Source organism: Microbacterium sp. Root166 (assembly GCF_001427145.1).
In the GTDB taxonomy this organism is placed as follows: Bacteria; Actinomycetota; Actinomycetes; order Actinomycetales; family Microbacteriaceae; genus Microbacterium.
In genome coordinates this window covers 310,607-324,817 of sequence record NZ_LMGL01000001.1, presented here as the reverse complement: position 1 = coordinate 324,817, position 14,211 = coordinate 310,607, and the positions used below count along the sequence as shown (strand labels likewise).

Here is a 14,211-nt window from a genome sequence, read left to right as displayed (position 1 = left end):
ATGGCGACGCCCTTCGACTCCCTCGACGACTACATCGCGCTTCCCCGGGTGGAGGCGCTCGCACTCTCACCGGACGGACGGACGGCGGTCCTCACGGTCGCCGCGCTCAAGAAGGACGCGACGGCGTACGAGCGGTCTCTGTGGGCTGTTCCCGTCGACGGATCCGGTGCGCCGCGGCGCCTCACCCGATCGGCGAAGGGCGAGACGGGAGCCGCGTTCACCGGGAGCGGAGATCTGCTGTTCGTGTCGGCGCGGCCCGATGCCGAGGGTGAGCCCGATGACGAGTCCGGGCAGCTCTGGCTGCTGCCGCGCGCGGGTGGCGAGGCCCGGCCGGTCACGCGGCTCGCCGGCGGAGTCGATGCGCTCGCCGCGACCGCCGAGGCGAGCGATCGGGTCGTCGTCACGGCATCCCTCCTCTCCGGCACATCCAGCCTCGAGGCAGAGGCGCGGCTGCGCGCGCGGCGCAAGGAGAAGAAGGTCTCGGCGATCCTGCACGAGAGCTACCCCGTCCGGTACTGGGATCACGACCTGGGTCCGGCTGAACCGCACCTCCTGGCGATCGACATCGACGCGCTCGCCGACACGATCGCGGCGGCGGTCGCCGATGCGGCCGCTGAGGTGGAGGAAGACGCCGCCGTCGCAGCCTCCGCGGACGGGACGACCGGCGAGAACTCCGACCCGGAGGAGAAGCCCTACCCGCAGACGCTGCCGCGTCCCCGCGATCTGACCCCGAAGCCGGGCCGGACGGCCGACATCGCCGGGGCCTCGCTCACACCGGACGGCTCGACCCTGATCGCATCTCTGCAGCGTCCCGAGCAGCGAGGCGGGCGCCAGGCGATCGTGTCCATCGAGACCGAGACGGGAGCGCACACCCCGCTGTTCGACGAGGTCGGCGTCGACTTCGAGGGTCCGGTCGTCAGTCACGACGGTCGCCGTATCGTCTACCGCCGCACCGAGAAGGCGACACCCGCGGGCCCCACCGACGTGGAGGTGTGGATCGCCGACCTCGATGGCGGCAACGCGCGTCGCCTTGCCGGCGGATGGGACCGGTGGGCGACGAGTCTCGCCTGGGACGCCGCCGACGAGGCGATCGTGGCCACCGCAGACCATGACGGCCGCGGTCCGATCTTTCGCCTGCCGCTCGACGGTGGTGAGCCCGAGCGACTGATCGACGACGATTTCACCTACTCGCATGTGTCGATCGACCGGACGACCGGAGACATCGTCGCACTGCGCTCGTCGTGGGTGGTGCCCCCGCATCCCGTTCGGATCGGTCGCGACCGTGCGATCACGGAGCTGGTGAGCCCGGTCGCAGCCCCGGCCGCGCCCGGATCGATCACCGAGGTGGAGACCACGGCGGCGGACGGCGCACGCATCAGGGGCTGGCTCGTGCTGCCCGAGGGTGCATCGGCGGAAGCCCCGGCGCCGCTGCTGCTGTGGATCCACGGCGGCCCCCTGAACAGCTGGAACGCGTGGAGCTGGCGGTGGGCGCCGCTGCTCGCCGTCGCGCGCGGCTACGCCGTGCTGCTGCCCGACCCGGCGCTGTCCACCGGGTACGGGCTCGACTTCATCGCGCGCGGCTGGAACGCGTGGGGAGCAGCGCCCTACACCGATCTGCTCGCGATCACCGACGCCGTCGAGGCGCGTGCCGACATCGACGAGACCCGAACCGCCGCGATGGGCGGCTCTTTCGGCGGGTACATGGCCAATTGGATCGCAGGCCACACCGACCGGTTCCGGGCGATCGTGACGCACGCCAGCCTGTGGGCGCTCGACCAGTTCGCGGGGACCACCGATCTATCGGTGTACTGGCAGGAGATCTTCACTCCCGAGGCGATGCACGAGCATTCGCCGCACCGGTTCGTGCGCGACATCCGGACGCCGCTGCTGGTGGTCCACGGCGACAAGGACTATCGCGTCCCGATCGGTGAAGGGCTCCGGCTGTGGTCCGAGCTCGCCGAGCACCACGCGGACGACGAGGGCCGGATGCCGCACCGGTTCCTATACTTCCCGGACGAGAACCACTGGATCCTCAAGCCGCAGCATGCCGTCATCTGGTACGAGACGGTGTTCGCCTTCCTCGCGGAGCGCGTGCTGGGCGAGGAGCCGCGGCGCCCGGAACTGCTCGGCTGAAGGTCGCCGGTCCGTCAGGACTCGTGGCGGATCTCGCAGTCGCTGCCAGGCGAGAGGATCGCCTCGTGACCGTCGTCGTAGCGGACGACGAGCAGCGGGGTGTCGCCGTCGCCTCGGACTTCGATCACCTCACCGGCGCGCCCGGTGGCCCCGACGGTCCGCCCGTGGATGATCACGCGGTCGCCGACACTGGCTTTCATGGGATCACCTCCTCGCGCTCACGATACGACGCGTGAGGCGCGAGGGGTAGGTGCCGGCTGTTACAGCTGGGCGCCGTTGTCGTCGCGGTTCTCGAGGCCGACGCTGCGTCCTCGCCACGACTCGTAGGCGATGAGCCAGCCGATCGACACCGCGAAGGCGAGGAACAGGCCGACGAGCAGCTGTCCCCAGATCATGCCGAAGATGATGCCGACGGCGAAGATCAGCGCGGTCCCGAAGGCCCAGCCGGAGTGCCCGCGCGTCCAGCGCCTGCGAGGAGGTGTGCTCATGGGGACAGCCTAGGGCGGCTCAGAGCGGGCCGAGCATCGCGGTCGTCGACGTGTCGCTGCGCAGGGCGGCGAGCGGCGCCAGGATCTCGCGCTCCTCGTAGGCGAAGTGCGACTCCATGATCGCCGAGATGCCGTCGAGATGGCGGCTCAGAGAGTCTCGGTCGTCCCCCGCCTCCACGGCTGCCCGCAGTGAAGCCAGCAGGTGCGACAGCATCGAGTGGTCCTGCATCAGCTTGTCGATCGCGTCTCCGAGCTCAGGACGCTGCGCCCGCAGTTGAGGGAACAGTGCGGCGTCCTCGCTGCGGTGGTGCCCGTCGAGCGCCGAGCAGAAGCCGATGCAGAACAACATGAGGTCCGAGCCGGTGTCGGGTGGCCCGTACGTCTCCGCCTCGATGCTCTCGCGCGCGAGTTCGAGCGCGGCGCGGAGCTTGGCGTGCGCGGCGCGCAGCTCTCGATCCCAGGCGATGATGCGGGTCTCATCCATGCCCGACCGAGCCTAGCGCCGACCGCGGCAGGGTCGTCGCGCTCAGCCCTGCGAAGCGTTGAGCGCGACCATCCAGTCGATGCCGAACCGGTCGGTCAGCATGCCGAACCGGCCGCCCCACGGCGGGGTGTCGAAGGGCATGACGACCGTGCCGCCGTCGGCCAGCCTGTCCCAGAAGCCCTGGAGCGCCGCCTCGTCGTCGCCGCTCACCGACACCGACATGCCCGCCGGCGTGCTGTACGGCATGCCCGTCGGGGTGTCGGCGCCCATCAGCACGAATCCGTCGGGGCTCGTCAGCTGGGCGTGCATGACGAGGTCGTTCTCTGCCGGATCCTGCACCATGCCCTCGTACTGTCCGAAGGTCGAGATGTCGAGGTCGCCGCCGAAGACGCCCTGATAGAACGTCATCGCGTCGCGCGCCTGGTTCTGGAACGAGAGGTACGGATTGAGGCTGGCCATAGCGGTCTCCTTGTCAGGGGGATGACGGATGCCGCGCCCGGCCGCGTGGCCAGTCCAGTGTCGTCGTGGCCTCCGACATCGGCAAGGCTCTCAGCGGTCGCGGTGGTCCTCGGGGTGCAGGCGCGGACCGCGCCGCGGCTCACTGACGCCGCTGGCGTAGAGCAGGCGGATGACGCGCTGACGCTGCCCCGCCCACGGGGCGAGGAGCCGCAGCATCCCATCGTCGTCGACGCGTGTGCCGGTGAGCGCGTAGCCCACCTCGTGAGCGAGGTGGAAATCGCCGACGCTCACGGCGTCGGCGTCGCCCAGTGCGCGGATGCGCGTCTCGGCAGAGGTCCACGGCCCGATCCCCGCCTGGCTGACCAGCACCCGGTCGACGGCCTCGCCGTCCTCGGCGCGGAGCGCCGCTCGCACCAGCGCGTCTCCGCGACGGGCCGCGCGCACGACGGTCTTGGACTGCGGGGGTTCGAGCCCGGCCCGATGCCAGGCCCACGACGGCACCCGCTGCCACGCCTCGATGGACGGCGGGGCGAACATGGGCCGCGGCGTCGGCCCGGGGGCCTGCTCGCCGTGCCACGACACGATCCGGCGCCACGCGGCGAAGGCCTGCATGCCGGTGACCTTCTGCTCGAAGATCGCGCAGGCGAGCGCGTCGAAGACCAGGCCGGTGCGCGCGAGGCGCAGACCGGGGTTGCGGCGGTGGGCTTCGGCGATCAGCGGATGCCGCGACCCGTCGAACGGCGACGGGTCGTCGTCCGCTCCGCACAGCGCCGGCAGCTGGTCGAGCGCCCACTCGCGCCCGGGCCCCCACGCGGCAGCGCGGATGACCCCGGGAGACGTCTCGCGGATCGCCAGGGTGGCGACGCCCTCGGGCGTGCGGCTGGCCCGCCAGATGACCGAGCCCGCCGTGGTCATGGTCGGGTCGCCCGCACCGCGGCGCAGGAACAGCACCGTGCGCCGAAGGTCGAGCGGATGCCTCGGCCGGTACTCCGTCTCGAGCGGACGAGCGCCGGCCCCGGTGTCGCGCGTACCCGCGCGGACCTCGCCCGCGCGGAGCGGCACGGGCGCGACGGAGGTCATGGCCTCACCCTACGCCTGGGGCTCCGACATCCGTCCGCTGCTTCTCATCTGTGCGAATACGACCGTCGCGAGCGTCGCCAAGGTCGATTCCGCACAGACGAGCTGCGGAGGAGTCAGAACCGGTCGGGCGACGGCGTGCCGTGGCCGTAGCGGATGACGACGTCGGCGTGACGGTCGAAGCGGTAGCCGACGCCGCGCACGGTGCGCACGATGTCCTCGTAGCGGCCGAGCTTGGCGCGCAGCCGCCGCACGTGCACGTCGATCGTGCGCTCGCCCGGTGCCTCTTCTTCGGTGGCGCCCTGCCACAGCGACGTCACCAGCTCGGTGCGCTCGATGGTGCGGCCCTCGCGCAGCACCAGGTACTGCAGCAGCTCGAACTCCTTGAACGTGAAGGCCGCGGACTCGCCGTCGATGAGCACGCGCTTGCGCGAGATGTCGACGACGACGCCGCCGCCGGCGCGGTCCTCGTCTTCGGGCTCTTCCTGCTTGGTGCGGGCGATGGCGGAGGGCTCGTGCAGCGCGAGGCGGACGACGTCGACGTCACGGCCGCCGGCGCCGACGGGAGCGAGGGCGACGGTGGCGTACGTCTCGGCGTCGGGAGCGAGCTCGCCCAGCGTGCGACGCAGGGCGTCGACGAGAACGCCGAGGCTGACACCGGATGCCGCGGCCTTCGCTTCGTCGATTCCGACGTAGAGCGCGAAGCCGCGGGGAGCGGTGCCCGGGGGCAGGTTGCGCTGGGCCGGAGCCGGCGCAGCGGGCGCCGTCGTATCGGCGGGGTGCGCCGGGCGGGTCACGGCGCGGAGGTGACGGACGGGAGCTTCGGTGGTGGTGGGACGGTCCAGGAGAGCGGTGGTCGACATGATGATGGTCCTAAGCGGGAGAGAACCCCGGCCAGCTGACGGGCCGAAAGAGGGTTCGGGTGTGTTGAAGCCCTGACAGAAGGGCTGAGCCCGGGCGGGCTTTGCCCTTCATCGGGCGATGTGCGAGGCATCCGGGTGCGCGTGATCAACGCACGAATCCGGTGCTTCGGGGACTCGCTCTGACGTTGTTTCAGAAGCGGCAGGCGGGTCCGACGGGGGTCACCGTGCTAGTGGCACATTCGACAACACATGACAACGCGGCCGGCCATCATCATGCCGGCAGCTCCGTTCGCCTCCCGGGCGGACAGGTAGCGTGCGTTATCAGTCATGCGCCCGATTATGACTGAGATCGTCGCAATGCGTCAAATCGCCCAATATGAGGACGTCCAAGGATGTAAAACGTAACAGTCTGCTCAGGGTTCGGTATAGGGCGCGAACAAACCTCGGACGCACAGATATGTTGCTCAATTCCACAAATCTGTTGCGCTCCCGGCGGAAGTCTGCCTAACATGCGTGTCGAAGCGTTTCCGCGAAGCGCTTCGAGTACCAACTTCCGACAGACGACGAGGTCGACGTGGCGAACATCAACGAGGTGGCTGAGGCCGCCGGTGTGTCGATCAGCACCGTCTCTTACGCGCTGAGTGGAAAGCGCCCTGTCGCGCCCGACACCCGCCGGCGCATCGAGGCCGCCGTGGTCGAGCTGGGGTACAGCCCGAACGCCGGCGCCCGCATGCTCGCAGGGTCGCGCACGCAGATCTTCGCTCTGACCGAGCCGCTGCGGAAGGACACGCACGCGCCCACCCACATGGCGTTCGTGCTCGCCACCGCCATCGCCGCGCGCCGCAACGACTACGACGTCCTCCTCCTCACGGACGAGCAGGCGCAGGCGGGGATGAGCCGCGTGGCGGCGAACGGGCTCGTCGACGCGATCCTCGTCCTCGACGTCGCGCCGGACGACGCCCGCGTCGCGCTCGCGCGCCAGATCTCCACCCCAACGGTCTTCATCGGGATCCCCGACGACCGCGACGGCTTGATCTGCGTCGATCTCGACTTCGAGGCCGCTGCCGCTCGTGCCGTCGATCTGCTCGTCGACGCCGGCCACACCGCGATCGGGCTCGTCGGGCAGGCCGAGACCGCCTACGTGAAGTCCAACTTCCCCCCGAGGGTGCGAGCGAGCGTCATCTCGCGGGGCGCCGAGCGCGGGGCCGCTGTGGCCTACGGCACGTCCGGCGGCAAGCGCGCCGACCGCGCGGCAGCGCGCGCGACGGCCGCCCGGCTCCTCGACGGCGGCGCGACAGCGCTCATCCTGCACTGCGCCGACGAGGCGCACGCGGCGGTCCTCGCCGAGCTCGACGAGCGTGGACTCCGCGTGCCCGAGGACGTCTCGGTCATCTCGGTCGGAGCGACCTTCGACACGACCGCGCTGCCGACCCCCATCGACTCCATCCCGCTGGTGCCCGAGGCATCGTGCGACCTCGCCGTGGACCTCGCACTCCAGTGCCTGAGCGCAGACAGGCCCGACCCGGGCGTGCGGCTCATTCCCCCTACCTACAGCCCGGCGGGGTCGGTCGCCCCGCCGAGTTCGCAATCGTCGGGAGTCGCAGCGGACTGAGGCCGCGGCATCCGATCATCGCTTCACGCCGTTTATCGAAGCGCTTCGACAACTGAATCCCACCCCCTTCGACCAACGCTGGTCACTGAGAAAGGAATGCCACCGATGGCACCCATCACACACAAGAACACCCGGCGCGGCCTCACCGCCGCCGCCGCCCTGACGATCGGCGCCGTCGCGCTGGCCGGCTGCTCGGCGGGCGCGGGCGAGGCCGAGTCCGGCGACACCCTCAAGCTCTGGCACTACGAGGGCGAAGACAGCGCCATGGCCAAGGCCTGGAACGAGGCGATCACGATCTTCGAGGAGGAGACCGGCGCGACCGTCGAGTTCGAGCAGAAGTCGTTCGAGCAGATCCAGAAGACCGCGAGCCAGGTGCTCGACTCGGATGCCGCTCCCGACCTCATGGAGTTCAACAAGGGCAACGCCACCGCGGGGTTCCTCGCCTCGACCGGCCTGATCGCCGACATCTCGGACGCGGTCGACGAGTACGGCTGGGACGACAAGCTCGCGCCCTCGCTGCAGACGACCGCGAAGTACTCCGAAGACGGCGTCATGGGCGGCGACACCTGGTACGGCATCCCGAACTACGGCGAATTCGTCGGCGTGTACTACAACGAAGAGGCCTTCGCCGCGGCGGGGCTCGAGATCCCGACCACCTACGACGAGTTCGTCGACGTGCTCGACGCGTTCGTCGCTCAGGGGGTCACCCCGCTCGCCGAGGCGGGCGCCGAGTACCCCCTCGGCCAGCTCTGGTACCAGCTCGCGCTGGCGCAGGCGGACCGCCAGTTCGTCGACGACTACCAGCTCTACGAGAACCCCGTCGACTGGCAGGGTCCGGAGTTCACCGCCGCGACGGAGACCCTGCAGGAGTACGTCGACAAGGGCTACATCGCCTCGGACGTCTCCTCGGTCAAGGCGGAGGACGCGGGTGTGTCGTTCATCAACGGCACCGCCCCCATCTTCGTCTCCGGCTCCTGGTGGTACGGACGCTTCGTCGAGGAGGCCGGATTCGACTGGACGCTGCAGGCGTTCCCGGATGCGGAGCTCTCGCTCGGGTCGTCGGGCAACCTGTGGGTCGTGCCGGAGAACGCGGCCAACAAGGAGCTCGCGTACGAGTTCATCGACATCACGATGCGCCCCGAGATCCAGGCGATCATCGGCAACAACGGCGGCGTGCCCGTCGCTGCAGAACCCGACGACATCACCGACGAGAAGAGCGCCGAACTGATCGCGACGTTCAACGGCATCCTCGACAACGACGGCCTCTCGTTCTACCCCGACTGGCCCGCCGCCGGCTTCTACGACGTCATCGTCCGTGAGCTGCAGGGTCTCGTGACGGGCACCCAGGACGCGCAGACGACGAACGCCAACCTCGGCGCCGAGTACGAAGAAGGCACAGCGGACTTCCGCTGATCGATCGGCGGTGGGTGGCGGCGACGCCACCCACCGCCCTCAGAAGGAGTCGCACCATGTCCGTCATCACCCGCGCCGAACCGGGCGCGCGCACGAAGCTTCCCCCCGAACAGCCCTCGATCCCGCAGCGAAAGGGCGGCACCGCGGGGTACTGGCTCTATCTTCTGCCGGGGTTCGTCCTCCTCCTCGTCATCGTCATCATCCCGCTCGTCTTCAACGTCTATCTGACGTTCACCGAGTGGCGCGGCGTGCGGACCCCCGAGTTCATCGGCCTCGAGAACTGGTTCAAGGTCTTCACGGACGAAGACTTCTGGACCTCCTTCACGAACTCCGTCTGGATGGTCCTCGCGATGGTCGTGATCCCCACGACGATCGGGCTCGTCGTCGCGGCCCTGCTGTTCGACGTCGTCGGCCGCAAGTTCGGCGGCAAGGTCGGCAGCTTCCTGCGGGCCACCTACTACCTTCCCCAGATCCTGCCGATCGCCGTCGCCGGCATCGTGATCGGCTGGATGTTCCGCCCCGGTGCGACGGGGTCCGTGAACCAGATCCTCGCGGTGTTCGGCCTGCCGGCCTACGACTGGCTGGGGCAGATGCCGTCCGCTCTGCTCGTGCTGATGGGCGTCCTCGTCTGGGTCCAGCTCGGCTACCCCATCGTCGTGTTCATGGCCGCGCTCCAGCGCGTCGACCCCGAGCTCTACGAGGCCGCCGAGCTCGACGGTGCGAACTGGTTCCAGCGGTTCTCGGCGATCACGATGAGCATCATCAGGCCCGAGATCTTCGTGGTGACGCTGACGTGCACGATCGCGGCGCTCAAGGTCTTCGGGCCGGTGTACATCATCACGCAGGGCGGTCCGGCCGGCGCCACGCTCGTGCCGGCGTACTACGCGTACACCGAGTTCTTCACGAAGCGGGACATCGGCTACGGCGCGACCATCGCAACGGTCCTCACGATCCTCGTCGTGGTGGTCTCCATCATCTTCATCCGGGTGCAGAACTCGATGGAGCGCAAGGAAAGGGCGGGCCTGTGATGGCCGCGACGACCGCAATCATCACGCAGGGCAGGACCCGGGTGCGTCCGCGCGGCGGCATGACGAAGAAGCGTGCGATCGACTGGCTGCTGTTCGTCGCCGTCATCCTCGGCGCCCTCGCCGTGATGGTGCCCTTCTACCTGATCCTCGTCAACGCCTTCAAGTCGCCCGTCGACTACGCGACGTCGGGTCCGTTCGCTCTGCCGCAGGCGATCGACTTCAGCGGCATCCAGGCCTTCTGGGAGCGCGTGAACTTCCCTCAGAAGGTCTGGAACTCGATCTTCATCTCGGGCATCGTCGCGGTGCTCGCGGTGGTCATCTCGCTGCTCAACGCGTTCGCGATCGGCATCGGGCGGGTCCGCGGACGCTCGTGGATCGTGCTGCTGTTCCTGATGGCGAACCTGCTGCCGCAGGAGGCGCTGCTCTACCCGCTCTACTACATGTTCAAGTCCGTCGGCCTCTACGACAACGTGTGGTCGGTCATCATCGTGTTCACGGTGATCCAGGCGGCGTTCGGCACCTACCTCCTCGCGTCGGTGCTCGGCACCTTCCCGAAGGAAGTGCTCGAGGCGGCCTCGATCGACGGAGCCTCCCGCTGGCAGATCCTGTGGCGGGTGGTCTACCCGATCACGCGCCCGACGCTCTCGGTGCTGCTCATCTTCTTCTTCATCTGGACGTGGAACGAGTTCCTCATTCCCCTCACGTTCCTTCCGTCGAACGCCTCGCAGACGGTTCCCGTCGCGGTCAGCGTCCTGACCGGCGATCGGCTCATGGACGTCACCACGACGGCGGGAGCGGCGCTGCTGAGCATCATCCCGACGATCATCTTCTTCCTCATCTTCCAGCGCACCCTCACCCGGGGCATCACGGCAGGAGCAGTCAAGTAATGAAGTTCACCGACGGGTTCTGGCAGCTCCGGCCCGGAGTCACCGCCCTCTATGCGCACGAGGCGTACGACGTCTGGGAGACCGACGCGACCCCCGACGGCCCGGGACTGGTGGTCACCGCACCGACGATGGCGATCGCGAAGCGCGGCGACACCCTGAACCGCCCGGTCCTCACCGTCACCCTGTCGTCGCCGCTCGAGGGGGTGGTGCGCGTGCGCATCGCCCACCACACCGGCGGAGCCTGGCACGGCGGGTTCACACTGCCCGGCGCCGTCGCAGGCGGCGCGGGCGCGGCATCCGTCTCCTCTGAAGGAGGGGTCCTCAGCACCGGCGGCTTGACCGCGCGCATCGCGGCGGGCGAGCCGTGGTCGCTCTCGTTCGAGCGAGAAGGCCAGGTCGTCACCGCGAGCGGCCACAAGTCGCAGGGCTACATCCGGCTCACCCCCGACGCGCAGGTCGACACCGGCATCGTCGACAACGCCCGCACGGGAGCGCCCGCGCCGGTCGAGCGCGTGTTCATCCACGAACAGCTGGACCTCGGTGTCGGCGAGCTCGTCTACGGCCTCGGCGAGCGGTTCGGCCCCGTGGTCAAGAACGGCCAGAGCGTCGAGATCTGGAACGCCGACGGCGGCACCTCGAGTGAGCAGGCGTACAAGAGCGTCCCCTTCTATCTCAGCGATCGCGGCTACGGCGTGCTCGTCAACGATCCCGGGCACGTCTCGTTCGAGATCGGCTCCGAGGCTGTGGAACGCGTGCAGTTCTCGGTGCCCGGCGAGGTGCTCGAGTACTTCGTGATCGACGGCCCGACGCCCAAGGACGTGCTCGCGCGGTACACCGCCCTCACCGGGCGTCCGCCGGTCGTGCCGGCCTGGTCGTACGGCCTCTGGCTGTCGACGTCGTTCACGACGGACTACGACGAGGCCACCGTGACCTCGTTCATCGACGAGATGGCCGCCCGTGAGCTGCCGGTCTCGGTGTTCCACTTCGACTGCTTCTGGATGCGCGAGTTCAACTGGTGCGACTTCGAGTGGGATCCGCGCACGTTCCCCGACCCGGACGGCATGCTCGCGCGCCTGCACGAGAAGGACCTCCGCGTCAGCGTGTGGATCAACCCCTACATCGGGCAGCGCTCGCCGCTGTTCGACGAGGCCGCCGACCAGGGCTTCCTCGTGAAGCGCGCCGACGGCTCGGTGTGGCAGTGGGACCTGTGGCAGGCCGGCATGGGGCTCGTGGACTTCACGAACCCCGCCGCGACGGCGTGGTACCAGGCGCACCTGCGCCGCCTGATCGATCAGGGCGTCGACTGCTTCAAGACCGACTTCGGCGAGCGGATCCCCGTCGACGTCGAGTGGGCCGACGGCGCCGACCCGCAGCGCATGCACAATCTCTACGCGCAGCTCTACAACGAGGCCGTCCACGCGGTGCTCGTGGAGGCCCGCGGCGAGGGCGACGCGGTGCTGTTCGCTCGGTCGGGCACCGCCGGCGGCCAGACGATGCCGGTGCACTGGGGCGGCGACTCGACGTCGACCTTCGCGTCGATGGCCGAGACCCTCCGCGGCGGCCTGTCGCTCGCCTACAGCGGGTTCGCGCACTGGAGTCACGACATCGGCGGCTTCGAAGGCACGCCGGATGCCGCGGTCTACAAGCGCTGGACCGCCTTCGGCATGCTCGGCAGCCACAGCCGCTTCCACGGCTCGGGCTCGTACCGGGTGCCGTGGGCGTTTGACGACGAGGCCGTCGAGGTCACCCGGATCTTCACGCACCTCAAGATGCGGCTGATGCCGTATCTGTTCCAGGCGGGGGTGGATGCCGCGGCCACCGGTGTGCCGCTGCTGCGCCCGATGCTGCTCGAATTCCCCGACGATCCCGCGGTGCGCCACCTCGACAGGCAGTACATGCTCGGCGCGGACCTGCTCGTCGCGCCGGTGTTCTCGGCGGACGGCGAGGTGGAGTTCTACCTGCCGGCCGGTGAATGGACCAGCCTGCTGACGGGTGAGACGGTCACCGGCGGCGCCTGGCGTCGCGAGACCCACGGGTTCGACAGCCTGCCGCTGTACGTGCTGCCCGGTACGGTGCTGCCCTGGGGCGCGCGCACCGACCGGCCCGACTACGACTACCTCGACGGCCTCGCGCTGCGGGTCTTCCCCGGCGGAGCGGGTGAGCGGACGATCACCGTCACGACGCCCGACGGCAGGTCGCAACAGTTCACCGCCGACCTCGGCGAGGTGACACGATGAATTCCGTGACCGCTACCACCGCCGTCCAGGGCTCGCCGGACTACCGCGATTCGGGCCTCGTCTTCCCGCCCGGGTTCACCTTCGGCTCGGCCACGGCGTCGTACCAGGTGGAGGGCGCGTTCGACGAGGACGGCCGCGGGCCGTCCATCTGGGACACCTTCAGCAAGACGCCGGGCAAGGTGTGGAACGGCGACACCGGAGACGTCGCGTGCGACCACTACCACCGGCTCGACGCCGACCTGGATCTGATGAAGGACCTCGGGCTCGGCGCGTACCGCTTCTCGATCGCATGGCCGCGGATCATGCCCACCGGCACCGGCGAGGTGAACCAGGCCGGGATCGACTTCTACTCCCGGCTCGTCGACGGCCTGCTCGACCGCGGCATCCGTCCGGTCGCCACGCTGTACCACTGGGATCTGCCGCAGGCGCTGGAGGATGCCGGCGGCTGGCCGGTCCGCGCGACCGCCGACGCGTTCGAACGGTACGCCGAGGTGATGGGCGCCGCGCTCGGCGACCGCGTCCACACCTGGACGACCCTCAACGAGCCGTGGTGCTCGGCTTACCTCGGCTACGGCCAGGGCGGGCACGCTCCGGGTCGTCACGAGCCGGCCGCCGCGCTCGCCGCGGTGCACCACCTCAACCTCGCGCACGGTCGCGCCGTGCAGGCGCTGCGTGCGACGTCCACGGGCGACCCCGACTACTCGATCACGCTCAACTTCCACGTCCTTCGCGGAGTGGGGGACGGTGCGGCCGAGGCCATGCGTCGCATCGACGGACTCGCGAACCGTGCCTTCACCCACCCGCTGCTGCGGGGCGAGTACCCGGCGGACCTGCTCGAGGACACGGCATCCGTCACCGACTGGTCTTTCGTCCGCGACGGAGACCTCGCGGCGACCAACCAGCCGATCGACGTGCTCGGCGTCAACTACTACTCCACGGCGACCGTGCGGCTGTGGGACGGCGTCTCGCCGAAGCAGATGAACGACGGCCACAAGGGCACCGCGGGCGGAACCGCCTGGCCCGGCAGCGACCAGGCTGTCGAGTTCGTCGAGCAGCCCGGACCGTACACGGCCATGGGCTGGAACATCGCGCCCGAGGGCCTCGAGGAGCTGCTCCTCTCGCTCAAGGAGCAGTTCCCGGACCAGCCGCTCATGGTGACCGAGAACGGTGCGGCGTTCGACGACGTCGTCGCCGAGGACGGGTCCGTGCCCGACGCCGAGCGCCTCGACTACCTGCGTCGTCACTTCACCGCCGCCCACCGCGCAATCGAGCAGGGCGTCGACCTGCGCGGGTACTTCGTGTGGTCGCTGCTCGACAACTTCGAGTGGGGCTACGGCTACGCCAAGCGCTTCGGGATCGTCCGCGTCGACTTCGACAGTCTCGAGCGCACGGTCAAGGACAGCGGCCACTGGTATTCGGAGCTCGCTCGCACCGGCGTCCTGCCCGCCTGAGCGCGGGCCGGGAGGCAGCCGGGTGAACGCTTCGACATCCCGGTCGCGTGCGCCCCGGTGGGGGAGGCCGGGGTTAGCC

13 protein-coding genes are annotated in these 14,211 nt (G+C 69.5%); 7 read left to right on the top strand and 6 right to left on the bottom strand.

Annotated elements, in window-relative coordinates; translation table 11 throughout:
- Complete coding sequence (locus ASD56_RS01470; RefSeq protein WP_055960444.1) at positions 1-2,133, top strand: S9 family peptidase; 2,133 nt, start codon at positions 1-3, stop codon at positions 2,131-2,133.
- Positions 2,134-2,147: 14 nt separating this feature from the next.
- Here the strand turns inward: ASD56_RS01470 and ASD56_RS01465 are convergent, their stop codons facing one another.
- The 6 genes from ASD56_RS01465 to ASD56_RS01440 all read right to left on the bottom strand — a co-directional run bounded on the left by ASD56_RS01465 (position 2,148) and on the right by ASD56_RS01440 (position 5,504).
- Positions 2,148-2,333 (bottom strand): DUF1918 domain-containing protein, encoded by a 186-nt coding sequence (locus ASD56_RS01465; RefSeq protein WP_055960441.1) that lies wholly within the window; start codon positions 2,331-2,333, stop codon positions 2,148-2,150.
- Between the two features lie 60 nt (positions 2,334-2,393).
- The gene (locus tag ASD56_RS01460) at positions 2,394-2,621 is read right to left on the bottom strand and encodes a hypothetical protein (RefSeq protein ID WP_055960438.1); all 228 of its coding nucleotides are present in this window, start codon (positions 2,619-2,621) and stop codon (positions 2,394-2,396) included.
- A gap of 19 nt (positions 2,622-2,640) precedes the next feature.
- A complete protein-coding gene (locus ASD56_RS01455) occupies positions 2,641-3,105 on the bottom strand; it encodes a hemerythrin domain-containing protein (RefSeq protein ID WP_055960435.1) in 465 nt (154 codons plus the stop codon).
- 42 nt (positions 3,106-3,147) lie between these two features.
- Complete coding sequence (locus ASD56_RS01450) at positions 3,148-3,564, bottom strand: VOC family protein (protein ID WP_055960432.1); 417 nt, start codon at positions 3,562-3,564, stop codon at positions 3,148-3,150.
- A 90-nt stretch (positions 3,565-3,654) separates the two neighbouring features.
- On the bottom strand, positions 3,655-4,644 hold the full coding sequence (locus ASD56_RS01445; RefSeq protein ID WP_200947435.1) for a DNA-3-methyladenine glycosylase family protein: 990 nt from the start codon (positions 4,642-4,644) through the stop codon (positions 3,655-3,657).
- Positions 4,645-4,757: 113 nt separating this feature from the next.
- Positions 4,758-5,504, bottom strand: a complete 747-nt coding sequence (locus ASD56_RS01440) for a winged helix-turn-helix domain-containing protein (protein WP_055960429.1) — start codon at positions 5,502-5,504, stop codon at positions 4,758-4,760.
- Between the two features lie 574 nt (positions 5,505-6,078).
- On the opposite strand from ASD56_RS01440, the gene ASD56_RS01435 reads away from it, so the two are divergent.
- From ASD56_RS01435 to ASD56_RS01410, 6 genes are all read left to right on the top strand, one after another.
- On the top strand, positions 6,079-7,116 hold the full coding sequence (locus ASD56_RS01435) for a LacI family DNA-binding transcriptional regulator (RefSeq protein WP_055960426.1): 1,038 nt from the start codon (positions 6,079-6,081) through the stop codon (positions 7,114-7,116).
- Between the two features lie 105 nt (positions 7,117-7,221).
- A complete protein-coding gene (locus ASD56_RS01430) occupies positions 7,222-8,529 on the top strand; it encodes an ABC transporter substrate-binding protein (RefSeq protein ID WP_055960424.1) in 1,308 nt (435 codons plus the stop codon).
- A gap of 56 nt (positions 8,530-8,585) precedes the next feature.
- Entirely contained in the window at positions 8,586-9,557 is a 972-nt protein-coding gene (locus ASD56_RS01425; RefSeq protein ID WP_055960421.1) for a carbohydrate ABC transporter permease, read from the top strand.
- Positions 9,557-10,444 (top strand): carbohydrate ABC transporter permease, encoded by an 888-nt coding sequence (locus ASD56_RS01420; RefSeq protein ID WP_082541163.1) that lies wholly within the window; start codon positions 9,557-9,559, stop codon positions 10,442-10,444. The genes ASD56_RS01425 and ASD56_RS01420 overlap by 1 nt, the downstream gene beginning before the upstream one ends.
- On the top strand, positions 10,444-12,681 hold the full coding sequence (gene yicI / locus ASD56_RS01415; RefSeq protein ID WP_055960418.1) for an alpha-xylosidase: 2,238 nt from the start codon (positions 10,444-10,446) through the stop codon (positions 12,679-12,681). The genes ASD56_RS01420 and yicI overlap by 1 nt, the downstream gene beginning before the upstream one ends.
- Positions 12,678-14,132, top strand: a complete 1,455-nt coding sequence (locus tag ASD56_RS01410; RefSeq protein WP_055960415.1) for a glycoside hydrolase family 1 protein — start codon at positions 12,678-12,680, stop codon at positions 14,130-14,132. Before yicI ends, ASD56_RS01410 begins: the two co-directional genes overlap by 4 nt.
- The last annotated feature ends 79 nt before the right edge of the window (positions 14,133-14,211 follow it).